This is a genomic window from Kitasatospora sp. NPDC029367 (genome assembly GCF_055569135.1).
Map to the genome: position 1 here is coordinate 97,339 of NZ_JBVHYH010000010.1, position 25,234 is coordinate 122,572.

A 25,234-nucleotide genomic window follows, 5' to 3' on the forward strand; every position below is an offset into this window, starting at 1 on the left:
GCGCGCTGGGAAGAGCCGTCGGACCCTCTGGAGACGAAACGGCGTTCCCACCGTGATTGCCCCCACCACCCCTGCCGTCAGCCGGTTCGCCGTCCGCGTCGCGGGCCTGCCGGCCGACGCCCTGTACGAGCTGCGCCGACCGGCCGTCCGAGCCGCAGTGGACCACCTGCTCGCCGAACGCGACCGGCTGGCCCGCGAGGGCGCACTGCTGGCCGACGCCCTCCACCCGGTGATCGGCGCGCTGGCCGGCTCCGAGCTGAAACCGCGGGTGGTGGCGCTGCGCCGCAGCCTCCACGGCGCGAGCGCGCCCGGTCCGGCGGTCTGGTCGGACGCGGTCCGGCAGGCCCTGCCGGCCGTCCTCACCGAGCGGATCGACGCCTGGCTGGCGGCGCTGCGCGCCCACCGGAAGGACTTCGCGGCGCTCCCGGACCGCTACGACCGCGACCTCCCGGACGCTCTGTCAGCCGTGCGCCGCCACGCCGCGACCCCGGCCTTCCGTCACGGGCTGGTCCAGGGCAACCCGATGCTCTCGGACGCGCTCACCGCGTGGCTCGACGCCCCGGCCGGCACCGAGCCGGCCCGCCGCACCAGGCTGCGCCTGGTCAAGTACCTGGCCCGGGCGGCCGCCAAGACCAGCCCGTACGCCACCTTCACCGTGACCGGCCTCGGCGAGTGGCGCCGCTGCGGCTCCGCCGTCGCGCCGACCGGGGCGACGGCCTGGCGCAGTGTCGTCGAGCCGAACGTCTGGGTGATGCAGCGGCTGGCGCACGCGCTGGCCGGACCGCGCACGCCGCCGCGCGGCCGGGTGCTGCGGGTCAACCCGACGCTGTGCGAGGAGGACGGCCGCTTCTGGTTCGTCGCACCGGGCTGGTCGGAGCGGGTGCTGTCGGTCGCCGCGGACGGGGCGACCCGGGCCTGCGTCGACTTCCTGCGGGCGGGCGGCCCGCGCACCGGCGCCGAACTGCGCGACCACCTCGCGGCCCGCGCCGGGCGCCCGGCCGCCCGGCCCGACACGGCGGCGGCGACGGCCTATCTTGCCAAGCTGGTCGAGGTCGGCCTGCTGGAGGCGGCGCTGCCGTTCGCCGACCAGTCCCCGGACCACCTCGGCGAACTGCTGCGCCACCTCGAACGCTGGGAACTCCCGGACGGGCAGCGGGAGTTGCAGGCCGTCCGGCGCGCCCTGACGGCCTACCCCGGGGAGTCGGCGGCGGTCCGGACGGCGCTGCACCGGCGGGTGGACCGGGAGATCACCGGTCTGCTGGAGACCCACGGCACGCCCGGCGACCGGACCCAGGCGCCGCCCCGCAAGAACCTCTTCCACGAGAACGCCGTCTTCACCGAGGTCGTCCTGCACGGCGACCCCGGGCGCTGGGCGGGCGCGCTCGCGGACCTCGCCGCCGTCGGGCGGCTGCTCGCGCTGTTCCGGCCCGACGCCGCACTGCGGCTGGTCGCGGCGGAGGTCTTCGCCGACCACGCCGGGCCCGTCCCGTTCCCGCTGTTCCACCGCGCCCTGGTCACCCGGCTCCGGGACGCCCGGCCCGGCAGCGCCGCGGCCGAACTGGGCGCACTGCTCAACCCGGCCACGGCCGCCGGGCACCCGCCGGGCGCCAGCCCGGTGCCCGCCGTCCGGGAGCTCGCCGGGCTGCGGGCCGAGGCGATCGCCTTCCTGCGCGACCACCCCGCCGACGGGGACGGCGTCGTCCGCCTCCCGGCCCGTGCCGTCGACCGGTTGCTCGCCGACCTGGCACCCGACCGGTCGGCCCCGGGGCGGCTGTCCTGCTACGTGCAGGAGGCCGGCCGGGACGACGACGGCGACCTCGACCTCGTCCTCAACGGCGTCGGCGCCGGCCACGGGCACGGCACCGCCAGGCTGCGCCGAGCCCTGCCGGAACTCGCCGACGGGACGGCGGACACCGACCTGGGTGCAGACGTCCCGGGCGGCGTGCTGTTCGCCGAGAGCGGCGGCGCCTTCGGCAGCAACCTCAACCTGCGGGCCGACGGTGTCCGCTTCGAGATCGACACCCCGGGCGTCGACAGCCACCGGCCCACCGCCGAACGCCTGCCCGCCGCCGAGCTCTTCGTCGACCACGACCCGCTCCGGCGGCGGCTCGTGCTACGCCACGGACCCGACGGGCCGGAGGTCCGGCCGCTGCACCTGGGCACCATGGCCGACCGGCTGCTGCCGCCGCTGATGCTGCTCCTGGTCAGGCTGTTCGGCGAGACCCCCGGGCCCTCGGCCGGGCTGTGGGAGCTGCTGACGACCACGCCCGCCGAGCACTCCCGCGAGGTCCTGCACCGGCCGCGCACCGCCGTCGGCCGGGTCGTCGTGGCCCGGGCCTCGTGGTGCGTGCGGGCCGACGCCGTCCCACGGCAGAGCCGCGGCGAGCACGAGGCCCACTACCTGCTGCGGCTGACCGACTGGGCCCGCCGGCACGGCGTACCGGAACGCACCTTCGTACGGGCCGTCCCCGACCGCCCCGCGCCGCAGCGGTCGGCCGGCGGCCGGGAGCCGCGCCGCCCCGGGGACCTCGGCGAACTGCGCGACCGCAAGCCGATGTTCCTCGACCTCGCGAACCCCGACCTGGTCCTGCTGTTCCACCGCCTGCTCACCCGCCCCGACCGCGTCCTGCTGTTCCAGGAGGCGCTGCCCGACCCGGCGGCCGCGCCCGTCCTCGGCGGCCTCGGACGACGGGTCGTGGAGTACGTGGTCGAGGTCGACCCGTGCGCCGACCCGGGCGCCGACCCCGGTGCCGCCGCTCGGACGGCGGGGGCCGGTCGTGGCTGAGCCGGGGCGCGGGAGCGGCCGGGAGTGGCTGAGCCTGCACGCGTTCAGCACGGCCGACGCCACCGCGCTGCTGGTGCGCACGGTCCGGCCGCTGGTCGCCGAACTGCGCCGGGACGGGCTGATCGACGAGTACTTCTACCTGCGCTACTGGGAGGGCGGCCCGCACCTGCGGCTGCGGCTGCTGCCGCGCACGGCCGCCCGGGCGGCCGCGGTGCGGGAGCGGGCCCGGACCGCGCTGGGCCGGCACCTCGACGCCCACCCGTCCGCCGGGCGGATGCCGCCCGCCGACTACGCGGCCTGGGCCGAGCGGCTGGCCGCCGCCGAGGGGCTCGCCGAGCACGACCGGTCGGTGCGCGAGCACGACGCCGTCGAGGAGATCCGGTACCGGCCCGAGGAAGCGGTGTTCGGCGGGCCGGAGGCGGTCCGCGCGGTGGAGCAGCACTTCACCCTCTCCAGCGACCTCGCGCTCGGACTGCTCGCCGACGGGGCGACCGGGCCGCAGCGTGCGGGGTTCGGCGCGGACGCGTTGATCCTGACGCTCGCGGCCTGGGAGCCCGACCGGGGCCGGCTGGCCGCCGCGCTGCGGGCCCGCCCCGGCGGCGCGCCCGACCCCGCCATGGCGGACCGGGTGGCCCGCGGCTGGCGGCAGGCCGACGGCCCGGCCACCGGCAGCGGCCCCAAGGACCGCTGGCTGCGCTCGGTGCGCGAGCTGCGGGCCGAACTGCTCGGCCTGGACGCCCGCGGCCGGCTGCGGATCACCGCCCCCCACCCCACCGCCGTCCCGCCGCCCGGCTCCGCCGCGCCCGGGCAGCGCGCGGTGCTGGCCGTGCTGCTGCGCTGCGTCCACCTGCTGCACAACCGGCTCGGCCTCGACCACGGCGTCGAGCAGCGCATCCGGCGCCTCGTCGAGTCCGGGCTGACCGCGGCCCCCTCCGGCGCCGGCCGCGCCGACCCATCCACCGACCCCGCGAGGACCGGGTACCACCGTGACTGACACCGACTGGCGCAGCCTCCAGATCCGCTACTACCAGGACGACAAGGACGCGCTGCTGCTGGACGCCGTCCGCCCCCTGTTCGCCGAACTCGCCGACGTGATCGAGCAGCCGTACTTCCAGCGCCACTGGCGGCGCGGTCCGCACGTTCGGCTCAACTTCCGTACCACGGACAGTGCTTGGCGCGAGATCGTGCAGCCGGCCGCCGAACTCCGGCTGGCCGCCTTCCTGCGGCGCAGCCCGTCCACCGCCGTCCTGGACGAGGCCCGGGAGACCGCGGGCCACGCCCGTAGGGCGGCGCTGCTGGACGAGCGCGGCCCGCTGTCGCCGTGGTACCCCGACAACACCCTCCAGACCGAGCTGTACGAGGACCGCCGGCACGTCCTGGGGAGCCCGCTGCTGGCCGAACTGCTGGACGCGGGCCACGCCGCGAGCAGCCGGCTCGCCTTCCCCGTGCTGGAGCACGTCCGCCGCACCGGCCACAGCCGGCTGCGGCCCGCGCTGTGGCTGATGTTCGCCTTCGCGCACACCAGTCTGCCGCCGGTGTCCAGGGGCTTCATGTCCTTCGCCTCGCACGCCGAGGGCTTCTTCGCCCAGTGCGCGGACCCGGCCGCCGTCCGGGCCGCCTTCGAGGCACGGTTCCAGCAGTTGCGCGGCGAACTCGGCCGCGACCTGGCCGCGGTGCTCGACACCCTGGACGGCACCGGGCAGCTGCCCTTCGTCGCCGAGTGGGCCGGGTACGTGCGGGACCGCAAGGCCGCCGCCCTGCCGCTGCTGGAGGGCGGGCTGATCGACCTGGACCACGCGGCCCGCACCCCCCTGCTCGCCGAGCCCCGACTCGGCGAACTGCTCGGCCTGCTGCTCGGCAACGAGTCGTACCGCAGCGAGGTGATGTCCACGACGTGGTTCCGCGGCCACCGGCTGGCGATCAACCAGCTGTACACCCACCTCGACCGGCTGGGCCTCTCGATGACCCAGCGCTTCCTGCTCTGCTACCTGACCGCCCGCACCGTCGAGTCCACCTTCGGGGTCAGCGCGCTGGAGCGGGCCCGCGCCTACGCCGAGCGCCATCCCGGCGAGCGCCACCCCGCCGAGCGCCACCCCGCCGAGCGCCACCCCGGCGAGCCCGCCCTCGAACCCGTCCCCGAACCCGTCCCCGCAACCACCGACCCGCAGCGGAGCTGAGCCGGATGCGACCCCAACTCAACGACGACGTCCGCTGCGTGCCGGTCCCCGAGGGCGCCTACCTGCACGCCGGCCACCGCTCCTGGGTCCTGCCCGGACCACAGGCGTACGAGTGGCTGCGACGGCTGACCCCGCACCTGACCGGCCGCCGCACCCTGGACGAGCTGACCGCCCCGCTCCCGGCGGACAAGCAGGGCGCCGTACGGGACCTCGTGCTGCTGCTGCACCGGCTGGGCTTCGTCAAGGACGCCCGGGAGGACCTGCCGCACGGCCTCACCGAGCACGAACTGCGCGAGTACGCACCGGAGATCGCGTTCCTGCGCTACGCGCTGGACTCCGCCGAGCACCGCTTCCAGCGCTACCGGGAGACCCGGGTGCGACTGGTCGCCGACGGGCCGCTCCGGGCGGCGGCGCTGCGCGCGCTGCTGCGGACCGGGTGCCGGGACGTCGAGGTGGTCGCCGAGGCGGCCGCGTTCGGTGAGCTGAGCCGGGCCGCGTCGGCGCAGCGACGGGACCAGGCCCAGCGGGTGCACCTGACGGACGGGTCGGACCTGCCGGAGCAGCCGCGCGTCGGGGCCGTGCTGGAGGTCCGGACGGCGCACGGGGGCTTCGGGGCCGCCCGCCGGGCGCTGATCGCGACCGCGGAGCACTGCGCCGCCGCCGGCCTGACCCCGGCCCAGCTGCTGCTCGGCGGCGGCGAGGCCTGGTTCGGCCCGGCCGACGCCGGGGCCGCCGCATCCGGCTGGCACCGGCTGCTGCCGCCGCGCGACGGCGACCGCGAGGCGCCGCTGGGCGGCGCCGTCCCGGGGCTGCTCGCCCACCGGCTGGTCCTCGGCCTGTTCCGCGCCCTGACCGGCCTGGACGACCTGCCGCCCGCCCCGGGGACCTCCGCCGCCCCCGCCCTGGCCCGCACCGACCTGTACACCCTGGCCGGCTCCCGCCACCCGGTCCTGCCCCACCCGGCGGCCGTGGCCGGCGGCGCGGCGGCGCAGCCCGCGGACGCCTACGCGGACGCCTACGCGGACGCCGACGCGGACCTGCTGGCCCGCGCGGCGCGCGTCGTCGACGCCCGGACCGGCCTGCTCGGCGCGGTGGACGAGGCCGACTTCACCCAGTCCCCGCTCTGGGTCTGCCGGGCCGTCCCGCACGGCTACCGGGGCGAGCCGCTGGACGTACCGGCCGTCGGCTCGGGCCTCGAACGGGACGAGGCGCGGGTCGGCGCCGTGCTGGCCGGTCTGGCGGCCTACGCCGCGGACGCGACCGCCGGCCGGGCCGCGGACGAGGGCCGCACCACCCTCCAGGGGGTGGACCTGGCCGACGGCCGGACCGTCCCGGTCCCGCTGTCGACCGCGTTCCCGGACCGCACCGCCGGGCAGCGGCCGCGCGGCACGGCGGGCGGCCGCTCGCCCGAGGAGGCGCGCTGGCTCGGCCTCGCCGACCAGGTGGAGGCACTGCTGGCCGGGGCGCCCGGCGGCGCCCGGGCCGGGACCACCGCGCTCGATCCGGCGGACTTCGCCGCCGACCCCCGCACCGGCCACCTGCTGCGGCTGCTCGGCACGGTCGGCGAGCCCGCCCTCTACGACCTCACCGCGGCGACCGGCGTGCCGGCCTGCGCCACCCGGCTGGGCACCGACACCGTCGCCGCCGCCGGGCGCGACCTGGCCGAGGCGGTGGCCCGCTCGGCCGAACGCGCGCTGCTGGCCTGGCAGTCCAGGACGGAGGACCAGCCCGGCTACCGGCCCGAGCCGGTTCCGCCGATCGGCGTGCCCGGGCGCGAGCCCGAGCTCGCGCCACGGCGCTCGGCCCGCCCCGCGGCCGTCGCCCCGGACCTGGCGGCGCTGGCCGCGGCGCTGCGGACCACCACCGGCCTGCGGGCCGTCGCCGTACCGCTGGACCTCGACCCGCAGGCGACCGCGGTCCTGCCCGACCTCACCCGGGTGGTGCTGCTCCGTGACTGACCTCCGCACACCCGCTCGCGTCGCTCGTGGCACTCGTGGCGCGGTCACCGTCGCGCTGCTCGGCTCGCCCTGGCTCGCCGCCGACCCCGACTGGCGGACCGTCACCGCCGAGGCCCTGGGGCAGCCCGGCCCGGACGTCCCGAACATCCCGAACGTCCCGGACGTCCTGGTGGTCACCACCGTCGGCCCGGGCGACCGCGAGCCGCTGCGCCGGGGACGGGCTTGGGCGGCAGCGCACGGCCGCCCCTGGCTGCCGGTCCGACTGCTCGCCGGACAGGTGGTGCTCGGGCCCGCCGGTCTCCCCGGCCGTCCCGGCTGCCCGGGCTGCGCCGAGCTGCGTGAGCGCGACAACAGCGCGGAGCCGGCCCGCCGTGAGCTGCTCCCGCCCGACCTGCCGGCGCTGCGGACCAACCCGCTGCTGCTCGACGCCGTCCGGGAGCTCGTCACCGAGGAGACGGCCCGGCTCGCCGCGTTCGCCGACCCGGCCTCCACCCACGCCCCCGCCCCCGTCACGCCCCGCACCGCCGACGCGGTGCTGCGGGTGGCGGCGGACAGCGGCGAGACCTCCCGCAGCGCCCTGCTGCCGCACCCGTACTGCCCGGACTGCGGCGCCCTGCCCGCCGACAGCGCGGCGGCGGCCGTACTCGTGCTGCCGCCCGCGCCGAAGCTCCACCCGGACGTGCCCCGCACCGCGCAGCCGGACCCGGAGGTCCTCGCGGACCGCTACGTCGACCCGGTCACCGGCGTGATCGCATCGGTGGACACCTGGTCCACCCCCGCCGCCCTGTGCGCCACCGCCCGCACGGCCCCCTCCCGGGCCGTGCACGCCAGCGCCAACGGCTACGGCCACGCCACCGACCTCGGCTCGACCCGGCTCGCCGCCGTCCTGGAGGCCCTGGAGCGCCTGGGCGGCGAGGCGCCGCGCGGTCGGCGCACCACCGTCACGGCCCGGTTCCGCGACATCGCGGACCACGCCGTGGACCCCCGGCGGCTCGGCCTGCACCACCCCGAGCAGCACGACCTCCCCGGCTTCCCGTTCGCGCCGTACACCCCCGACCGGGAACTGCGCTGGGTGTGGGGGTACTCCTTCGCCCGGGGCCTGCCCGTCCTGGTGCCGGAGAGCTACGCCTACTACAACCGCGGTCGGCTCGACGACTCCTTCGTGTTCGAGACCTCCAACGGCTGCGCCCTCGGCAACTGCCCGGCCGAGGCGGTGCTGCACGGCCTGCTGGAGGTCGCCGAGCGCGACGCCTTCCTGCTCACCTGGTACGCCCGGCTGCCCGCGCCGGAGGTCGACCTGGCCTCGGCCGCCGACCGCCGGATCCCGCTGCTCGCCGAGCTCGCCCGGCACCGGCTCGGCTACCGGCTGCGCGCGTTCGCCACCGCCACCGAGCACCGGGTCCCCGCCTTCTGGGTGCTGGCCGAGGCCGACCCCGCCGCCGGATCCGCCCCACCGCGCGGGCTGAACCTGCTCTGCGGCGCGGGCACCGCGCTGACGGCCGAACGGGCCCTGCTGCGCAGCCTCTCCGAGCTCACCGGCTTCCTGTCCGGCGCCGACCGCCGGCACGACCCGGACCGGGCGGCCCGGATGCTGGCGGACCCGGCCGAGGTGCGGACGATGGACGACCACGCCACCCTGTACGGCCACCCGGCCGCCCGGGAGCGGTTGGGCTTCCTCGGCGCCGGTGCGCCGCCCGTGCCGCTGGCCGCCGTGGCCGCCGGTACCCCCTGGCCGGAGCACCGGGACCTGATCGGGGACCTCACCGAACTGGTCGGCCGGTTCACCGGCACCGGTCTGGACGTGGTGGTGGTCGACCAGACCTCGGCCGAACACCGGGCCGGCGGGCTGTCCTGCGTCAAGGTGCTGGTCCCCGGCACGCTGCCGATGACCTTCGGGCATCGGTTCCGGCGCACCCACGGGCTGCCGCGGCTGCTGACGGTGCCCCGGCTGCTGGGCCACCGGGACCGGGACCTCACCCCGGCGGACCTCAACCCGGACCCGCACCCGTTCCCCTGAACCGCCACGACCGAACCGCCGCGACCGACCCCCCGACACTCCATAGAGGTCATCCGTGTCACCCAGCACTCCTCCCACCGACCCGGCACCGGGCGCGGCGGCCCGTGCCTACCTGCCGTACGGCCGCCACCCCGGACCGCTCCCGCAGTCCCCGGGCCCGCTCCCGCCCGCGACCCTCGTCCACGCCGACCGCCCCACCGTGCCGCTGCCGTGGGAACCGGCGGACGGCCCGCCCGACTGGCCGGCCGTCCTGGGCACGCTGATGCGCGAACTGCTCGGCCGGACCAGGGCGAACTGGATGTACCCGGTGGACCCGGCGACGGGCACCGCGCTCGCCGCACCGCCCGGCCAGGGCGACTGCCGCCCGGCGCCGAGCGGGGGCGCCCGTTACCCGATCGAGGCCTACCTCGCGCTCGGCGCGGCCCCCGGACTGCCGGCGGCGGTGTACCACTACGACGGCGTCGGGCACCGGCTGGTCGCCGTCCGCCCGGGGGACCACCGCAGGGCCCTGGCCCCGGGCACCGGCGAGGCGCCCGACCTGGTCCTCGTGCTCACGGCGGTGTTCTGGCGAAGTGCCGTGAAGTACCGGGAGTTCGGCTACCGGCTGCAACAGCAGGAGACCGGGGTGCTGCTCGCCCAGGCCCAGACGGTCGCCGAGTCGCTGGGCGCCACCGTCGGGGTGCGGCTGCGCCAGGACGACCGGCCGGTCGACGCGCTGCTCGGCCTCGACCCGTACCGGCAGAGCGTCACGGCCGTCCTGACGCTCCGCCACCCGGCCGCCCCGGCGCCCGGCCCAGGTCCAGGCTCGGGCCCCGACCCAGGCCCCGGCCCCGCCCCCGGCCCGGGCGAACCGTCGGCGCCGTCGGCAGCGGCCGTGCCGGTGACACCGCCGACCTCGATCCTGGGGCTGCTGCCCTACACCGCCGCCGTGCACGGGGCCTCGCTGGCCGAACGGCCGGACGCGGTCCAACCCGCCCGGCCGGTGCCCGCGCCCGCGCCCGGGGCCGGGCCGGCGGTCCCGCTGCCCGACGCCGCCCCCCTGGATCCGGCCGGACTCCGCGCGGGGGTCACGCGGCGCGCCTCGGCGAGCAACGGGTTCCTCCCGGTGCCGATGGACCGGCGGGCGGTGGCGGCGGTGCTCGGTGCCGCGGCCGCCGGGTACCCCGGCGACCTCGCCGGGGTCGCGACGGCACCCGCGGCGGTCGCGCTGTGCTGCGTGCTCCGCGACGTCACCGGCCTCACTGCGGGCTGCTACGCGTACCGCGGCGGGGAGTTGGTCCCGCTGCCCGTCCCACCGGGTGCGCCGGAACGGATCGCCGCCGGGCTGGCCGCGCCGCCGACCCGGCTGGACTACCTGGAGGCGCCGCTGACGGTCCTGCCGGTCGCCGCCCTGGAGGCGGGGATCGACGCGTACGGCGACCGCTGGTACCGCCTGGCGCACATCGAGGCCGGGCTGGCCCTGCAACGGGCCGCCCTGGCGGCGGCCGCACTGGGACTGTCCGCCCGGATCCGGTCCGACGCCTCCTGCGCCGCCACCGACGAGGCCCTCGGCCTCCCCGCCGACGGGCTGACCAGCCTGAGCGCCCTGCACATCGGCACCCCCAGGCCCGGCCCGACGCTCGGCTTCCCGGTGTAGGGCCTGCGGGCCGCCCGGGAGGCGCGTTGATCATTTGTCTATCGGCGGCTGCGAAGCTCACCGAGTCGGCACACCTTCCGGTGCGCCTCAGCAACCGCCTCCGCAACGAACTGGAGTCCTCCCATGAACCGCGTTCCCAAGGCCGCCGAGCGCGCCGCCACCCTGCTGGGCCTCGCCGCCGGTGCCGTCCTGCTCGCGGCCACGGCCGCCCAGGCGGCCCCGGCCGCAGCGGAGCGTTCCGCCCAGCCGTCGCCGTCGGCGGCCACGCTCCAGTCCGGGACGACGGCCCCGGGCGGCGAGACCGGCAACCCCCGGTTGCGGATCGACGTGACCGACGAGTGTAACACCATCGCCTCCAGGCCGCTGCCGCCCGGCCAGCAGCTCTGAGCCCTCGGGTCCCGAGCGCGGCGGATCCCCGAGCGCGGCGGATCCCCGAGAGATCCGGGCGATCCGGGCGATCCGGGCGATCCGGGAGATCCGCCGCTCAGGCCCCGGACCGCAGCCGGTCGAGGAGCTCCCGGGCCTCCGCCGCCTCCGGCAGCCCCAGCGCGCTCAGCGACCCGTACGCCCGGGCCGCGTGCTCCTCGGCCGCCGCGCGGTCGCCGAGCTGGGCCTCGGTCCGGGCCAGGACCTGCAACGCGTACGCCAGGTCCCGTTCCCCGTCGCGCGCACCCTCCAGGTGGGTCACCGCCGCCCGGGCCTCCGTCAGGGCCTCCGCCGGTCGGCCGGTCACCCGCAGGGTGTCGGCGCGCCGGTAGCGGGCCATCGCCTCCTGGCGGGGCAGCCCGGCCGTGCGGCACAGCTCCAGGCACTCCTGGTAGGTGGCCAACGCCTCGTCGTGGCGGCCGAGTTCGTGCAGTGCGCGGCCGCGGATCCCCAGGGCGTGGGCGGCCCCGTGGCTGTCCGGGACGTCCCGCAGGGCCAGCAGTTCCTCGTCGCAGATCGCCACCGCCTCCTCGGCGGCGCCGCTGCGCAGCCGGGCGACGGCGGCGTTCAGCGCGGTGGCGAGCGCCCCGGACCGGTGGCCGAGGAGGCGGGCCAGCGCGAGCGCCTGGTCGAAGTTGCGCACCGCGTCGGCGTACCGCTGCTGGAACAGCGCGATGACGCCGAGGTCGTTGCAGGTCTGCCGGAGGATCACGGTGTCCTCCGCGCGCCGGCAGGAGTCCGCCGCCCGGGTGGTGTGCTCACGGGCCTCGTCCAGCCGGGTGGCCTGGACGGCCACGTTGCCGCAGACGAAGCGGGCCCGGCCGGCCGCCCGGTGGTGGCCGGCCGACTCGGCGGCCTCGGCGACCTCGCGGGCGACCGAACCCAGCCGGCCGGAGGAGATGTCCCGGCCGAAGGCGCTGCACGCGACCAGCAGATCGGCGGCGACGTCGAGCAGCGCGGGATCGGGGGCGGAGCGCACGGCCGCGCCGACGGCGTGGGCGATGCCGTCGAACTCCCGCACCACCCAGGCCCTGGCCCCGGCCAGGTCGGCGAAGCGGGCGGCGCCCGCGACGGTGAAGGTGGTGCCGACCGGATCCCCCGGCACGGCCCGCTGGAACGCCGCGACGGCGCCCGCCAGCAGGAAGCGCAGCAGCCGGGCGGCCACCGGTGGCCGTTCGGGCGGGAGCAGCCGCTGCTCGGCGTAGTTGCGCAGCAGTTCGTGGTAGCGGTACCGGCCGGGCTGCGGCGACTCCAGCAGGGCCGCGTCCACCAGGGACTCCAGCACCTCCTCGGCGTCCTCCGGGCCCAGGCCGAGCGCGGCCGCCGCCGCATCCAGGGCGATCGTCGGCCGGGTGAAGGGGGCGAGGGTGCGGAAGGCGTACGCCTGGACGCCGTTCAGCTGCCGGTAGCCGAGCTCGAACACGGTGGTCACGGCCAGGCCGCCGACGCGCAGCTGGTCGAGCCGGTGGCGTTCGTCGGTGAGCGCGGTGACCAGCCGGGCCAGTGCCCAGCGGGGCCGGGCCGCCAGCCGGGCGGCGACGATCCGCACGGCGAGCGGCAGCCGGCCGCAGAGGCCGACCACGTCGTCGGCGGCGGCGGGCTCGGCCGCCACCCGCGGCCCGCCGATGACCTGCCGCAGCAGGTCCAGGGCCTCGTCGACGGCGAACACGTCGAGGTCCAGGTGGGCCCGGGAGGACAGCCCCGGGACCCGGGTGCGGCCGGTGACGATCACCGCGCAGTCGCCGGAGCCCGGCAGCAGGGGGCGCAGCTGGGTGAGGTCGCGGGCGTCGTCGAGCAGCAGCAGGACCCGGCGGCCGTCGAGCAGGCTGCGCAGCAGTCGGGAGCGGTCCTCGACGGCGCGCGGCAGCTCGGTGGCGGCGACGCCGAGCGCGCCGAGGAAGCTGCCCAGGACGGCGCCGGCGTCGGCCGGTTCGCCGCTGGTGCCGCGCAGGTCCGCGTAGAACTGGCCGTCGGGGTAGTGGTCGCGGACCTGGTGGGCGACCCGGACGGCCAGCGTGCTCTTGCCGATGCCGCCCATGCCGCTGATCGAGACCACGCCGAGGACGGTCCGGTCGGCGCCGGTCAGGGCCGCGGCCAGTTGCCGGACGGCCTCGGCACGGCCGCTGAAGTCCGAGATGTCCGGCGGAAGTTGGGCCGGGCGGACGACGCCCTCCGGCGCCGGGGTGAGGACTGCGGCCGGGGCGGGCGCCAGCAGGCCCGGGTCGCCGGCGAGGATCCGGCCGTGCAGCCCGCACAGCTCCGGGCCGGGGTCGATCCCCAGTTCCTCGCCCAGCGTCCGCCGGGCCCGGGCGAAGACGGCGAGTGCGTCCGCCTGTCGGCCGGCCGCGTACAGGGACTGCATCAGGAAGCCGTAGCTCTGCTCGCGCAGCGGGTGCTGCTGGACGAACGCGGTGAGGTCGGACACCAGGGCGTGGTGCCGGCCGCGGGCGAGCTCGGCGGCGAAGCGCTGCTCCGTCAGGGTCAGCCGCAGCTCGGCCAGGCGGGAGCGCTCGGCCTCGGCGAGCGGCCCGGGCACGCCGGCCAGCGGCTCGCCCTGCCACAGGGACAGCGCCTCGGTGAGCAGGGTGGCGCACTCCTTCTGCCGCCCCTTGCGCCAGGCGCGGGCGGCGGTGGCGGCCAGCCGCTCCGCCCGGTGGGCGTCCACGGACTCCGGCGGTACGGACAGCCGGTAGCCGTCGCCCACCGAGCTGAGCAGCTGCGCCACGGGCGCGCCGCCGTCAGCGCCGGTGCCGTTGGGGCGGGTGCCGTTGGGCCCGTCGGCGTCCGGGCCGGCCAGCCGCTGGCGGATCCGCCAGGCGTAGGTGCGCAGGACCATCACCGCGGACGAGGGCGGTTCGGCACCCCACAGCGCGTCGAGCAGCTCGCGCAGGGTGACGGGGCGACCGGCCCGCAGCAGCAGCGCCGCCAGCATCGCCCGCTGCTGGGGCGGGCCCGGGGGCACGGCCCGTCCGTCGGCCTCGATGCCGATCGGCCCCAGCAGGCTGAACCGCAGCCGTGCCGGCGCGCACTCGTCCTGAACCACGTTCCGTTTCCCCCGCCCCCCGAAAAGTCGACTTACCTTACACGCACCAGCCCGATCCACCAGGGCCGCCGCGCCGGTCGGGTCAGCGCCCCTCGGCGGCGGCGACCGGGGCCGGGGTCGGGCCGGGGTCGGGGTCTGGGGCGGGGTCCGGGGGCGGAACGGCACGGCCGGCCGTACCGCCCCCGCCACCGTCCGTCACTGCGAACGCAGTTCGAGGACCAGCTCGCGCGGCAGGCCGTGGGTGTCGTGGAGGTAGCGGAGGTCGTCCTCGCCGAGCGGGCCGCGGAAGCGGGGGCTGGAGAGCAGCCGGCGGCCGCGCTCCAGCAGGCGGTCGAAGCGCTGCTCCTCGTCGAGCAGCACCCGGCGCACCGACTCCGGGTCCACGTCCTGGCCGAAGCGGTCCAGGGTGTGCCGCACCAGCTCCTGCGGCAGGTCCCCGAGCCCGCGCCGCGGGTCGTCGCGGCGCAGCACGGTGAGCACCCGGCGGACCAGACGGCGCAGCACGTAGCCGCGGCCGGTGTTGCCGGGGAGCACGCCGTCGCCGATCACCACGACGGACGAGCGCAGGTGGTCGCCGACCAGGCGCAGCGACGGCTCGTCCAGCTCCCACAGCGGCGGCAGCAGGCGGCGCCAGGGGTCGAAGACGTCGCACTCGAAGACCGAGGAGCGGCCCTGGAGCAGCGAGGAGAGCCGTTCCAGGCCGAGCCCGGTGTCCACGTTGCGCTGGGGGAGCGGCACCAGCGAGCCGTCGTCGAGCCGGCGGTGACGCATCATCACGTGGTTCCACACCTCCACCCAGCGGTCGTCCCGGGTCGGGGTCGACTCCGGCGGGGTGTCGCCGGTCCAGAGGAAGATCTCCGAGTCGGGGCCGCAGGGGCCGGTCGGCCCGTTGGACCACCAGTTGTCCTCGACGGTCAGCTCGACCGGGACCCCGCGGTCCTGCCAGAGCTCCAGCGAGCCGGTGTCCGGCCCGACCCGGTCGTCCCCGCCGAAGACGGTGACGTGGAGCCGGCCCGGGTCGATGCCGAGGCCGTCGGTGAGCAGTCCGTAGCCCCAGTCGAGGCTCTGCGGGCCCTCGTAGTCGCCCAGCGACCAACTGCCGAGCATCTCGAAGACGGTGAGGTGGGTGCGGTCGCCGACCTCGTCCAGGTCGGTGGTGCGCAGGCACCGCTGCCGGTTGACCAGCCGCCTCCCGAGCGGATGCGGACGGCCCTCCAGGTACGGGGTGAGCGGGTGCATGCCGGAGGTGGTGAACAGCACCGGGTCGCCGGGCGGGGGCAGCAGGGTGGAGCCGATGATCCGGCGGTGGCCGCGCTCCTCGAAGTACTCGGTGAAGACGCGGACGAGCTGGTCGGTGTTCATGGCGGTGGCTCCTTCTCGGGGGAGGGAGGCGCCGGAGAACGAGCCGCGCGATCATCGGGACCGGGGGAGCGAACGCCCCGGGAACACCACCGGCGGACCGTTTCCGGTCGCCGGGGGAGGGGGTACGTCAGGCGGCGGCAACCGGCGAGCTGGCGGCTCGCGCGGCTGCGCTGGTGCTTCGGTCCATGACGTCCATGCCCCCGAGGGTAACGCCCGGCCCCACCGGCGACCACCGGTTTTCCGGGCCGCCGTCCTACCCTGGACGGCATGGACGCGTTCGCGACGACTCCCGGCGCCACGGCGGCCGATGCGGCCGGCCTGGCGGCGCTGGTGCGGCTGCTGGCCGGGCGCGGGGCGGTGGTGCTCAGCGGGGCCGGCCTGTCCACCGAGTCCGGGATCCCGGACTACCGGGGCGAGACGGGCAGCCGGCGGCGCGCGGCGCCGATGACCTTCCAGGAGTTCACCGGGAGCGCGGCGGCCCGGCAGCGGTACTGGGCGCGCAGCCACGTCGGCTGGCGGGCGATCGCGGGGGCCGAGCCGAACGCCGGGCACCGGGCGGTGGAGCAGCTGCGGCGGTCCGGGCACGTCTCGGCGGTGATCACCCAGAACGTGGACGGCCTGCACCGCGCGGCCGGCACCCGTACGGCGGTGGAACTGCACGGCGGGCTGCACCGGGTGGTCTGCCTGGACTGCCGCCGGACCAGCCCGCGCAGCGAGCTGGACCGCCGGCTGGAGGAGCTGAACGGCGGTTTCCGGGACGGCCCGGCCCGGGTCAACCCGGACGGCGACGCCGAGTTGGCGCCGGAGCCGGTGGCCGCCTTCCGGGTCGCCCCGTGCGCGGCGTGCGGGGGCGTGCTCAAGCCGGACGTGGTCTTCTTCGGCGAGAGCGTGCCCCGGCCGAGGGTCGAGCGCTGCTTCGAACTCGTGGACGCGGCCCAGGGGTTGCTGGTGCTGGGCTCCTCGCTCACGGTCATGTCGGGGCTGCGCTTCGTGCGCCGGGCCGCCCGCGCGGGCACGCCGGTGGTGATCGTCAACCAGGGCGCGACCCGCGGGGACGAGCTGGCGGTGGCCCGGGTCGACCTGCCGCTGGGCGCGGTGCTGACCGAGGCCGCCCGGCAGGTCAGGGCCGGGTGACGGGCGTCAGGACGACCTGACGAAGGCGTGCAGCGCGGCCTTGAGGGCGTCGACGAAGCGGTCCCGGACGGCCGGGTCGACCAGGTCGAGCGACAGGTAGGGGTTGAGGTCCTCCAGCTCGACCAGGAGCAGCTCCCCCTCCGGGGTGCGGCAGGCGTCGACCCGCTGGATGCCGTGCTCGATGCTGTTCCAGGCGATGAAGCGCCGGGCGAACTCCAGGTCGGCGGCGGTGGGTTCGTACGGTTCGAGGTGCCAGCGCCGCTCCGGGTCGGGGGCGTGCAGGGCGTACTGGAAGGCGTCGTCGACGAAGTAGAACGAGACCTCGTAGCGGAACGGCACCAGCGGCTGGATCAGGACGTCCCGGGCCTGCGCGACGGTGTCGAGCCGCTCGCGGGGGACGACCCGCAGGCCGATGGAGTCGGCGCCGAGCTTCGGCTTGACCACGTACTCGGGCACCACGGGCAGCCGGTCGAGGTCCGCGACGCGGTCGACGGTGGGGATGACGGGGTGCCCGGTGGCGGTGAGGTCGAGCAGGTACTGCTTGCCGGCCTGGTCGGCGCTCCCGGTGAGCTGGTTGTAGACGCGGGTGCCGCGGTCGAGTGCCTGCTCCCGGAAGCGCTCGTACGCGGCGCGGTAGTTGAGCACCGGACCGCTGTTGCGGACCAGTACCAGGTCGAAGCGGTCCAGCAGCGCGGCCGCGTCGAGCGGGTGGCAGAGGGCGAGGTCGAAGTCCTCGCGCAGCCGGGCGGAGAGCTGGATGTCCTCGTCGCAGTAGCGGCGCCCCCGGGCCTGGTAGGCGAGGTCGGTGACGAGCAGGACGCTGGGCTTGGCGGCGGTCATGACTCTCCTGGTGATCATTCGATCCGTTCACCCTAACGCCGGTGGGTCGGACGGACGCCGGTGGGTCGGACGGACGCCGGTGGGTCGGACGGATCCGCCGACGGGCTGCCGCAGAGCCTCCAGCTGATCGGCCGGGCCGTCACGGCGGCGGCGTGCGCGGCGGTGGTGTGCGCGGCGGCGGCGTGCGCGGGTCCGGGCCCGGGAGCGGGGCGGCGGGGGGGGGGGGGGGGGGGGGGGGGGGGGGGGCGTCCCCCCCCCCCCCCCCCCCCCCCCCCCCCCCCCCGCCCGGGGGGTGCGGGGCTCCCCCCGGCCGTCCGGGTCCCGCGCGGGCGCCTCCGCCACCGGGATGCGCGGCAGCGCGTACGGGTGCCGGTCGCGCAGGTAGCCGATCAGGTGCTCGCGGAGCCGGCAGCGCAGTTCGAAGGCGTCGCTGCCGTCCGCCGCCGTGGCCAGCACCCGGACCACGATGGTGGTCGGCGTGGTGTCGACCACCTGGAGGGCGCTGCCCCGGCCGTCCCAGAGCTCGCACTTGGCCAGGTAGTCCTCGAACTCCTCGCGCAGCAGCCCGATCGGGGCGTGGTGGTCGAGGTGGAGCAGCGCGGTGCCGGTGATCCGGCTGGAGCGGCGGGACCAGTTCTCGAACGGCCGCCCGACGAAGTACGACATCGGCATCATCAGCCGCCGCTGGTCCCAGGTCTCGATCACCACGGCGGTCAGGGTGATCTCCTCGACCGTCCCCCACTCACCGGCCACCACCACGACGTCGCCGATCCGGGCCAGGTCGCCGAAGGCCAGCTGCACCCCGGCGAAGACATTGGCCAGGGTGCTCTGGGCGGCCACGCCCGCCACCACGCCGACCAGTCCGGCGGAGGCCAGCAGGCTGGTGCCCACGCCGCGCACCGCCGGGAAGGTCATCAGCACCGCGCCCAGGGTCACCACGGCGACCACCGCCTGGCAGATCCGGCCGAGCAGGACGGCCTGGGTCCGGGCGCGGCCCGCCCAGGCCGGCTCGCGGCGGTGCACGGCGAGCCGGGCGGCGCCCTCCGCCAGGATCGCCACCAGCCGGCCGCACAGCCAGCCGCCGGAGGTGATCGCCAGGATCACCGCCAGGTGCCGCAGCCCCTCGCGGGCGGCGGGCGGGGCGGCGATCCACGGCAGCGCGGCGGAGAGCAGCAGGCAGGCCGTCAGCGCCAGCACCGGGTGGCGGCACCGGCGCAGCACCTCCGGCACGTCACCGACACCCCGGGGGGCCGAGAGCCGCCGGGCCGCCGACCGGACGGCCCGGTCCAGGCCGTAGGTGAGGAGGGCGGCCACGACGCCGACGACGGCCAGGCGGAGCAGGCTCCACCACATCTGCGGCTCTCCTTTCCGCTGCTGGCAAGCGAGTTGGGGGAGGGGGCCCGGGCCGGGGCCCGGGGGTGGGCCGGTTCGGTCGGCCGGCTCGGTCGGGCGGTTCAGTCGGCCGGTTCGGTTGGCCGGTTCAGTCGGGCGGCTCGACCGGGTGGGGCCGGCCCGGCTGCGGGGCGGCCGGTTCGGGGGCCGGCCGGTGCACCGGGCGCGGGCCCGGCGGGGGGACGGGCGAGCCGGGCGGGGGCGGCGGGTCGGGCAGCAGCGGCCTGGACGGCGGCGCCGGGGGCTCCGGCGCGGGCGGCGGCTGACCGGGGCGGGCGGGGGCGGTGGTCATGGGCGGGTGCTCCTCTCGGTGCGGTGCCGTACGGCCCGGCGGGTCCGCCGGGCTCGGCGGGTTCGGTGCACTCGTCGGGTTCGGTGCAGTCGGTGCAGGTGGCCGGCCGGTGGTTCAGGCGGCCAGTAAGTCGTGCAGGCCGCGGTCCCAGTCGATCCGCTCGTGCTCCTGCCCCGGCGGGACCAGCCGTACGGTCCGGGCCAGGAACCCGGCGACCGCCGCCGCGGGGGCCGCGAGCAGGGCGACGCCCTCGGCGCCGGCCAGCGCGATCAGGACGTGGGTGTCGTCGAACGGCGTGACGTGGACGTCGCCCTCGCCGGCGGGCGCGTGCAGCCCGGCGAGCAGCAGGTCGCGGGAGAGCGACCAGACCGCGTTCGCCTGGTAGGAGGTGAAGTCCAGCTCCGCCGCGTGGGGTTCGTCGTCCCGGTAGGACCAGTCGACGTCCAGGTCCCGGCTGCGGTCGTCGCCGGTCATCAGTCGCATGGTGATCCGGGTGGTGAGACGTTCCATGGAGGGTTCCCCTTCCCGGGTGGTCCGGACGGGGGGAGCCTGGGGGCCGCCCCCCGTCCGTCGTCGCTGACTGTCGGTCTGTGCTTCGGGCGGCCCGGTCAGAGGATCCGGCCGCCGTAGTACGGGTCCCAGTAGGGCCCGAAGCGCCCGCGGGTGTCGATCTCCTGGTCGGGCCCGCCGGCGTCGAGGTCGGGGCTGTTGCGGATCTCGTCCCTGGAGCGGTCGACGTAGACCTTCCGCTCGCCGATCTCGATCCGGGTCACGGTCCCGGCCGGGAGCAGCACGCGTCGGCCGAGGATCCACGGCCCGGTGTCGACGACCAGGTACTGCTCGTCGACCTCCTCGGACAGCTTGTCGACCTTGCCGATCGCGCCGTCGGTGGCCTCGACGTGGAAGCCGATGAGGTCGGTGCCGGCGGTGTGGCCGGCGGAGGTGCGGAATTCCCAGATGGTGCGGCGTGCGGTCATGACTGCCTCCGTTCGTTCCGTCCCGTCCGGTCCCGTTCGGGCCGGTACGGCTCGGCTGCCCCCGATCCGGGCGTTCATGCCCCCGGGGCGGTGCCGGGCGCGGTGTCCCGCTCGACGTGGTGCTTGAAGTCGTTCAGGTCGTCGATGATCCGGCGGTCCACGAAGCCGAGCGCCTCGGCGAGGTGGGCCCAGAGCCCGTGCGGTTCGACCTCCAGCTGGAGCATGATCCGGGTGGTGCGGTCGTCCACGTGGTGGAAGGTCACCACGCCGCTGTGCCGCACCGGGCCCGTTCCGCCGTCCCAGGCCACCCGCTCGCCCTCCACCACCTCGGTGGTCACGGCCTCGAACTCCCGGCGGCCGCCGGCCGTTTCGACCACCCAGCTGCTGGCGCCGCCGCCCGTGACGTCCACGCTGACCACGCCGCGCATGAACTGCGGGAAGTCCTCGCAGTGCACCCAGTGCCGGTAGACCTCGCCGAGCGGCGCCGCGATCTCGACCGATTCCTCGATCCGTCCCATCGTCCGGTCCTCCCTCTCCTCCTCGCGCTCCGGTCCTGTCCCGTCCGGGTGCCCCGTTCCCCGGGCGGCATGCGCGGAGTGTGGCGAGTGTCACCGCAGCGCGGCCCGGGTCGTTCGTTCACGCAATCCTCACAAGGGGAACCGGCATGGAACGGTCCACGGCGGGTACCCGGGGACGGACCGTACGCCGAGGGGAAAGGACCGACATGGCCACGACCAGTGACGAACTCCTCCACCGCGTGACCGCCCCGGCCCCGGACCAGGCCGCCCGCCGGGCCGTCGTCCACGGGCTCCCCGGGCTCCCCGGGCACCCGGGGCACCCGGAACTGCCCGAGCTCGCCGGCATCGAGGACCCGCAGCAGGTCGCCCCCGCAGACGCGCGGGAGCTGACCAGGGTGCTGCTGGCCCGGCTCGCCACGCTGGAGGAGGGCACTCCCGAGTACTCGTACGTCCGGGCCACGCTGATCGAGCTCAACCTGTCGCTGGTGCGCTTCGCGATCCGCCGGGTCGGCAACCGCCAGGAGCCCGAGGAGGACCTGCTCCAGGTCGGCTCGCTCGGCCTGATCAAGGCGATCGACCGCTACGACCCGGACCACGGCGCCGAGTTCGTGACCTTCGCGCTGCCGACCATCCTCGGCGAGATCCGCCGCCACTTCCGGGACTCCACCTGGGCCGTGCACGTGCCGCGCCGCCTCCAGGAACTGCGGATCACCCTCGCCAAGGCCCGCGACGTGCTGTTCCAACGGCTGGGCCGGGCGCCCACGGTGGCCGAGCTGGCGGAGCACCTCGACCTGTCGCCGGAGGAGGTGGTCGAGGGCCTCGCCGCCGCCAACGGCCACACCGCGGGATCCCTGGACGCCCCGGTGACCGAGAGTGAGGAGGAGCTGGGCCCGCTCGCCCAGCGGCTCGGCGAGGAGGACCCGCGGTTCGACACGGTGGAGAACCTGATCGTGCTCAAGCCCCTGGTCGCCGCCCTGCCGGAACGCGACCGGCAGATCCTGTCGATGCGCTTCGGCGAGGAGCTCACCCAGTCGCAGATCGGTGCCCGCCTGGGGCTGTCCCAGATGCACGTCTCCCGGCTCCTCAGCCGGACCCTGAAACACCTGCGCGCGGACCTCACCGCCGACTGAACCGCCGCACGGTCACCGGGCGCACCGCCACACGACGCACGCCACCCACCGCCACCCGGCCGGTTTGCCCCCCGGCCTGGTCCCGGGCCGGGTGGCGTGCGTACGCTCGTGGAGCACACCCGTTGAGGGGAACACGACGACGATGCCAGCCGAGAAGACGATGCCCGCAGAGAACGAGTCCGTGACCGTGCCGCCGACCACCGCACCCTCCGACGCCTCCGGGGCGGGCGCCCCGCTCGGGCCCGACCTGGCCGTGCACACCTGGTGCACCGACGCGGGGGCGGCCGTCTGCGCCCTGGCCGGCGATCTCGACATCGAGACCCTGGCCCCCGCCCGGAGCACCCTCGACCAACTGGTGGAGCAGCGCCCGCCGCTGCTCGTCGTCGACCTCGCCCAGGTCGGCTTCTGCGACTCCTCCGGCCTCAACCTGCTGCTGCAGACCCGGCTCTCGGCCGCGGCGGCGGACGTGGACTTCCGGCTCGCGGCGCCGTCCGTCACGGTGCAGCGGCTGCTGGAACTGACCTGCACGGACGCCGTGTTCTCGCTCCACCCGACCGTGGAGGCCGCGGCCACCGCACCCCGGTGAGCGCCGCGGCCGCCCGTCGGCACGCATAATTCGTTTGTGGTCGGGAAACCGAGCAGACGACAGCGGAACGACGTGGAACACAGCGGTACGCAGTGGTACACAGCCGTACACAGCGGCACCCGGCGCCGGGAGCACGGCGCCGGAACCGAACGGGAACCGAACCGGAACCGAAGGGGAACCCGCACATGACGACCAGCCGGGCCACCCTGGACGGCGACCGGCCGGGCACCGGACCCACCCTGCCGCCCGGCGGCCAGCGCCGGCGCCTGCACCTGGCCGGGCAGCCCAAGCCCGTCGCCCGGGCCCGGGCGTACACCGCGCAGGCCGTCGCCGACTGGTCCTGGCCGACCGGCCCGGGCGGGGCCGAGGACGACATCGTGCTGCTGGTCGCCGAACTGGTCGCCAACGCCATGCTGCACGCGGGCGGCCCCGTCGACCTCGTCCTGGACGCCTCCGCGGCCCGGCTGCGGATCGAGGTCAGCGACCGCTCGACCGACCTGCCCGAGCCGCGCCGGCCGCACCGCCCGGGCCTGCCGGGCGGGCACGGGCTGTTCATCGTGCAGAAGGCCGCCACCCGCTGGGGCGCGGTGCCGCACGACGACGGCAAGACGGTCTGGGCCGAGATCGACGCCCGGCCCCCGGAGCGGCCCGGCAACTGACGGGCGCGCACTGACGGATCATCGAATGGCGCACGATCACGCGCCGACCGTTCGCTTGCGATGCGACTCTCGCGGAGGATGGGGAAGCCGACGCACCCCGGGCACCGGAGCACCCTGACACCGGAGCACCCTCACACCGGAGCGCCCGGGCACTCTGGCACGGGAGCACCCGGGCACCGGAACCACCGGCCCGGGCCCGGTCCGACCCGGTCGGCACCCACCCTCCGAGGAAGAGGAGAGCATCCGTGGTCGTCTCCGCACGCCCGCCGACGTGGCGGTACGCCGCCCGGTTCGCCCTGCTGGTCCCCGGGGCCGCCATAGCCGTCCTGGTCCCGCTCGCGGTGCCGAGCGGCGCCGCCGACGGCGGCGGGGCCACGCGCCCGGCGCTCCCGGTGGCGCAGGCCTTGGCCGGGGAGAAGCCGCTGGCCTCCGCGGCGGAGGTGACCAGGCTGTGCGACAAGCCCTCGGCGTGCAGCTTCCGGATGTACGACCGGGCGCCGCGCGAGTTCATGGGCGCCGTGCTCTCGGTGGGCAACGCGGCGATCAACTGCACCGACTCGGACATGGAGATCGACCGCACCGTCACCTTCGTGACCAGCAGCACCGACAACATCAGCGGTGCGATCTCCGGCACCGCCACCCTGGAGGGCGGGGTGGACACCACGGTGACCGCCGCGGCCACGGGCACCGTGAAGCCGGGCATGACCAACAGCGTCAACCAGATCGGGCCGAGCAAGGACACGGGCCCGTACACGGAGGACAAGGTGGAGAACACCGTCGCCTTCCCGGTGACGGTCGGCGCCTCCAACGCGCTGCACCTGGGCGCCAAGGCCACCTACGCCCAGGCCTTCAAGGCCTCCTTCTCGCGCGAGTGGCAGGTCCAGAGCACCGAGTCCACCAGGGTGGTCTTCACCGTCAGCCCCGGTGACGAGATCCAGTTCGGGGTGCTGAACGCGACGGCGCGCACGGTCGGGGAGCTGGCGGTGAACGGCACCGACAAGCTGATCAAGAACGTGACGGTGGACAGCCCCTCCAGCGTCAACGTCAGCTCGGTGGTCGCCCAGACCTTCGCCCGGCCGGACAAGTGCCTCTCGCTGCGCCCGAGTTCGGGCTCCGGCGGCAACCCGGGGCCGGGCGGTCGCCGGTCGGCCGGCGGCGGGCTGATCGAGACCGCGCCGGAGCCGCCGGGGCGGGTGCCGGACGCCGTGTACGTCCGGACCGCGCAGGGCACCTGGGAGCAGCGGTGAAGCGCCGGGCCGGGCACGCCGTGCCGTACCGCTCGCTGGTCCTGACGGCCGCGCTGGCCACCCTGCTGGCCTCGGTCGCGCCCGCCCTCGCCGAGGGCGGCGCCGACGCCCCGGCGGCCGATCCGGACGCGCCCCTGGTGGCTCAGGCCTTCGACGGGGGCGCCCCGCTGCCCGACGCCCGCGCCGTGGCGCACGGCTGCGGGCAGGAGCACGGGTGCTCGTTCCGGATCATCCCGGGGCTCTCCCGGGAGCGCACCACGGCGGTGGTCTCGGCCGGGAACGCGGTGATCAACTGCACCAACAAGCCGATGACGGTGGAGCGGACGGTGTCGCTGGAGTCGAGCACCACCGACAACATCGCGGGCGAGATCTCCGGCAGCGCGACCCTGGTGGGCACCGTCGACAACACCACCACGGTGGAGGCCAGCGCCGGCGTCGACAACACCACCGGGATCAGCCACACGGACCACGGCCCGTCGGCGGACAAGGGCCCCACCACGGACGTCGTCAACGGCGCCTCGATCGGCGTCGGCGGCACGGTCTCCGGCTCCGCCGAGCTCATGCTCAGCGCGCAGGCCAGCTACGCGCTCGCCTTCCAGGCCGCGTACTCGCACACCTGGAAGCGGACCAGCACCGAGACCACCCAGGTGAAGTTCACCGTGAAGTCGGGCGACGAGCTGCAGTTCGGGGTGCTGAACGCGATGACCCGCACGGTCGGTGAGTTGAGCGTGAACGGCACCGGCAAGCTGGTGAAGAACATCGTGGTGGACAGCCCGTCGAGCGTGAACGTCAGCACCGTGGTGGCGCAGACGTTCAGCGCGCTGAACTACTGCCTCACGGTGCGTCCCGGCTTCACCCCGGCGCCCGACCCCTCGCCGGGCCCGGGGGGCCGCGCGGCGGCCGCTGCCCCGGAGGGCGGCCTGGTCGAGGTGCCGCCGCACCGGGGCGGAGCCCGGCCCACCGCCCGGTACCGGCGGACGCCCGAGGGGGGTTGGGCACCGCTGGTCTGACCCCTGCCGTCCAGCGGTCCGGCCGCCCGCCCGTACGCACGGGCG

21 protein-coding genes are annotated in these 25,234 nt (G+C 76.4%); 13 read left to right on the forward strand and 8 right to left on the reverse strand.

Annotated features, from left to right (window positions below):
• Positions 1-52 precede the first annotated feature (52 nt).
• The 7 genes from ACZ4W5_RS08545 (at position 53) to ACZ4W5_RS08575 (ending at position 10,960) form a co-directional block, all read left to right on the forward strand.
• Positions 53-2,785 carry a hypothetical protein gene (locus ACZ4W5_RS08545; RefSeq protein WP_465653616.1) on the forward strand — a complete coding sequence of 911 codons (2,733 nt, stop codon included), beginning with the start codon at positions 53-55 and terminating at the stop codon, positions 2,783-2,785.
• Entirely contained in the window at positions 2,778-3,779 is a 1,002-nt protein-coding gene (locus ACZ4W5_RS08550; RefSeq protein WP_465653617.1) for a lantibiotic dehydratase C-terminal domain-containing protein, read from the forward strand. Before ACZ4W5_RS08545 ends, ACZ4W5_RS08550 begins: the two co-directional genes overlap by 8 nt.
• On the forward strand, positions 3,772-4,962 hold the full coding sequence (locus ACZ4W5_RS08555; RefSeq protein WP_465653618.1) for a thiopeptide maturation pyridine synthase: 1,191 nt from the start codon (positions 3,772-3,774) through the stop codon (positions 4,960-4,962). Before ACZ4W5_RS08550 ends, ACZ4W5_RS08555 begins: the two co-directional genes overlap by 8 nt.
• Positions 4,963-4,967: 5 nt before the next feature.
• Positions 4,968-6,920: a hypothetical protein gene (locus tag ACZ4W5_RS08560; RefSeq protein WP_465653619.1), complete on the forward strand. Its 1,953-nt coding sequence runs from the start codon at positions 4,968-4,970 to the stop codon at positions 6,918-6,920.
• On the forward strand, positions 6,913-8,937 hold the full coding sequence (locus ACZ4W5_RS08565) for a TOMM precursor leader peptide-binding protein (RefSeq protein WP_465653620.1): 2,025 nt from the start codon (positions 6,913-6,915) through the stop codon (positions 8,935-8,937). Before ACZ4W5_RS08560 ends, ACZ4W5_RS08565 begins: the two co-directional genes overlap by 8 nt.
• Before the next feature lie 55 nt (positions 8,938-8,992).
• A complete protein-coding gene (locus tag ACZ4W5_RS08570; RefSeq protein ID WP_465653621.1) occupies positions 8,993-10,573 on the forward strand; it encodes a SagB/ThcOx family dehydrogenase in 1,581 nt (526 codons plus the stop codon).
• 123 nt (positions 10,574-10,696) lie between these two features.
• The gene (locus ACZ4W5_RS08575) at positions 10,697-10,960 is read left to right on the forward strand and encodes a hypothetical protein (RefSeq protein WP_465653622.1); all 264 of its coding nucleotides are present in this window, start codon (positions 10,697-10,699) and stop codon (positions 10,958-10,960) included.
• 97 nt (positions 10,961-11,057) lie between these two features.
• On the opposite strand, the gene ACZ4W5_RS08580 is transcribed toward ACZ4W5_RS08575, so the two are convergent.
• Together ACZ4W5_RS08580 and ACZ4W5_RS08585 are read right to left on the reverse strand one after the other, a co-directional pair.
• On the reverse strand, positions 11,058-14,042 hold the full coding sequence (locus ACZ4W5_RS08580; RefSeq protein ID WP_465653623.1) for an AfsR/SARP family transcriptional regulator: 2,985 nt from the start codon (positions 14,040-14,042) through the stop codon (positions 11,058-11,060).
• 195 nt (positions 14,043-14,237) lie between these two features.
• On the reverse strand, positions 14,238-15,404 hold the full coding sequence (locus tag ACZ4W5_RS08585; protein WP_465653624.1) for an alanine--tRNA ligase-related protein: 1,167 nt from the start codon (positions 15,402-15,404) through the stop codon (positions 14,238-14,240).
• A 267-nt stretch (positions 15,405-15,671) separates the two neighbouring features.
• Here ACZ4W5_RS08585 and ACZ4W5_RS08590 point away from each other — a divergent pair, with 267 nt between their 5' ends.
• Positions 15,672-16,538 carry an NAD-dependent protein deacetylase gene (locus ACZ4W5_RS08590; RefSeq protein WP_360234170.1) on the forward strand — a complete coding sequence of 289 codons (867 nt, stop codon included), beginning with the start codon at positions 15,672-15,674 and terminating at the stop codon, positions 16,536-16,538.
• A 6-nt stretch (positions 16,539-16,544) separates the two neighbouring features.
• Here the strand turns inward: ACZ4W5_RS08590 and ACZ4W5_RS08595 are convergent, their stop codons facing one another.
• The 6 genes from ACZ4W5_RS08595 to ACZ4W5_RS08620 all read right to left on the reverse strand — a co-directional run bounded on the left by ACZ4W5_RS08595 (position 16,545) and on the right by ACZ4W5_RS08620 (position 20,557).
• The gene (locus ACZ4W5_RS08595; protein WP_465653625.1) at positions 16,545-17,378 is read right to left on the reverse strand and encodes an ATP-grasp domain-containing protein; all 834 of its coding nucleotides are present in this window, start codon (positions 17,376-17,378) and stop codon (positions 16,545-16,547) included.
• 27 nt (positions 17,379-17,405) lie between these two features.
• On the reverse strand, positions 17,406-18,731 hold the full coding sequence (locus tag ACZ4W5_RS08600) for a mechanosensitive ion channel family protein (RefSeq protein ID WP_465653626.1): 1,326 nt from the start codon (positions 18,729-18,731) through the stop codon (positions 17,406-17,408).
• A 127-nt stretch (positions 18,732-18,858) separates the two neighbouring features.
• Positions 18,859-19,062: a hypothetical protein gene (locus ACZ4W5_RS08605; RefSeq protein ID WP_360234161.1), complete on the reverse strand. Its 204-nt coding sequence runs from the start codon at positions 19,060-19,062 to the stop codon at positions 18,859-18,861.
• A 114-nt stretch (positions 19,063-19,176) separates the two neighbouring features.
• Positions 19,177-19,572 carry an SsgA family sporulation/cell division regulator gene (locus ACZ4W5_RS08610; protein WP_360234158.1) on the reverse strand — a complete coding sequence of 132 codons (396 nt, stop codon included), beginning with the start codon at positions 19,570-19,572 and terminating at the stop codon, positions 19,177-19,179.
• Positions 19,573-19,670: 98 nt separating this feature from the next.
• On the reverse strand, positions 19,671-20,039 hold the full coding sequence (locus ACZ4W5_RS08615) for a PRC-barrel domain-containing protein (protein ID WP_360234155.1): 369 nt from the start codon (positions 20,037-20,039) through the stop codon (positions 19,671-19,673).
• Positions 20,040-20,113: 74 nt separating this feature from the next.
• On the reverse strand, positions 20,114-20,557 hold the full coding sequence (locus tag ACZ4W5_RS08620; protein ID WP_360234153.1) for an SRPBCC family protein: 444 nt from the start codon (positions 20,555-20,557) through the stop codon (positions 20,114-20,116).
• 206 nt (positions 20,558-20,763) lie between these two features.
• On the opposite strand from ACZ4W5_RS08620, the gene ACZ4W5_RS08625 reads away from it, so the two are divergent.
• The 5 genes from ACZ4W5_RS08625 (at position 20,764) to ACZ4W5_RS08645 (ending at position 25,189) form a co-directional block, all read left to right on the forward strand.
• Complete coding sequence (locus ACZ4W5_RS08625) at positions 20,764-21,687, forward strand: RNA polymerase sigma factor SigF (RefSeq protein ID WP_465653627.1); 924 nt, start codon at positions 20,764-20,766, stop codon at positions 21,685-21,687.
• A gap of 142 nt (positions 21,688-21,829) precedes the next feature.
• Positions 21,830-22,273 carry an STAS domain-containing protein gene (locus ACZ4W5_RS08630; protein ID WP_360234146.1) on the forward strand — a complete coding sequence of 148 codons (444 nt, stop codon included), beginning with the start codon at positions 21,830-21,832 and terminating at the stop codon, positions 22,271-22,273.
• A 185-nt stretch (positions 22,274-22,458) separates the two neighbouring features.
• On the forward strand, positions 22,459-22,932 hold the full coding sequence (locus ACZ4W5_RS08635) for an ATP-binding protein (protein WP_360234143.1): 474 nt from the start codon (positions 22,459-22,461) through the stop codon (positions 22,930-22,932).
• A 245-nt stretch (positions 22,933-23,177) separates the two neighbouring features.
• Positions 23,178-24,179, forward strand: a complete 1,002-nt coding sequence (locus tag ACZ4W5_RS08640) for a hypothetical protein (protein ID WP_465653628.1) — start codon at positions 23,178-23,180, stop codon at positions 24,177-24,179.
• Complete coding sequence (locus tag ACZ4W5_RS08645) at positions 24,176-25,189, forward strand: hypothetical protein (protein ID WP_465653629.1); 1,014 nt, start codon at positions 24,176-24,178, stop codon at positions 25,187-25,189. The genes ACZ4W5_RS08640 and ACZ4W5_RS08645 overlap by 4 nt, the downstream gene beginning before the upstream one ends.
• Positions 25,190-25,234 lie beyond the last annotated feature (45 nt).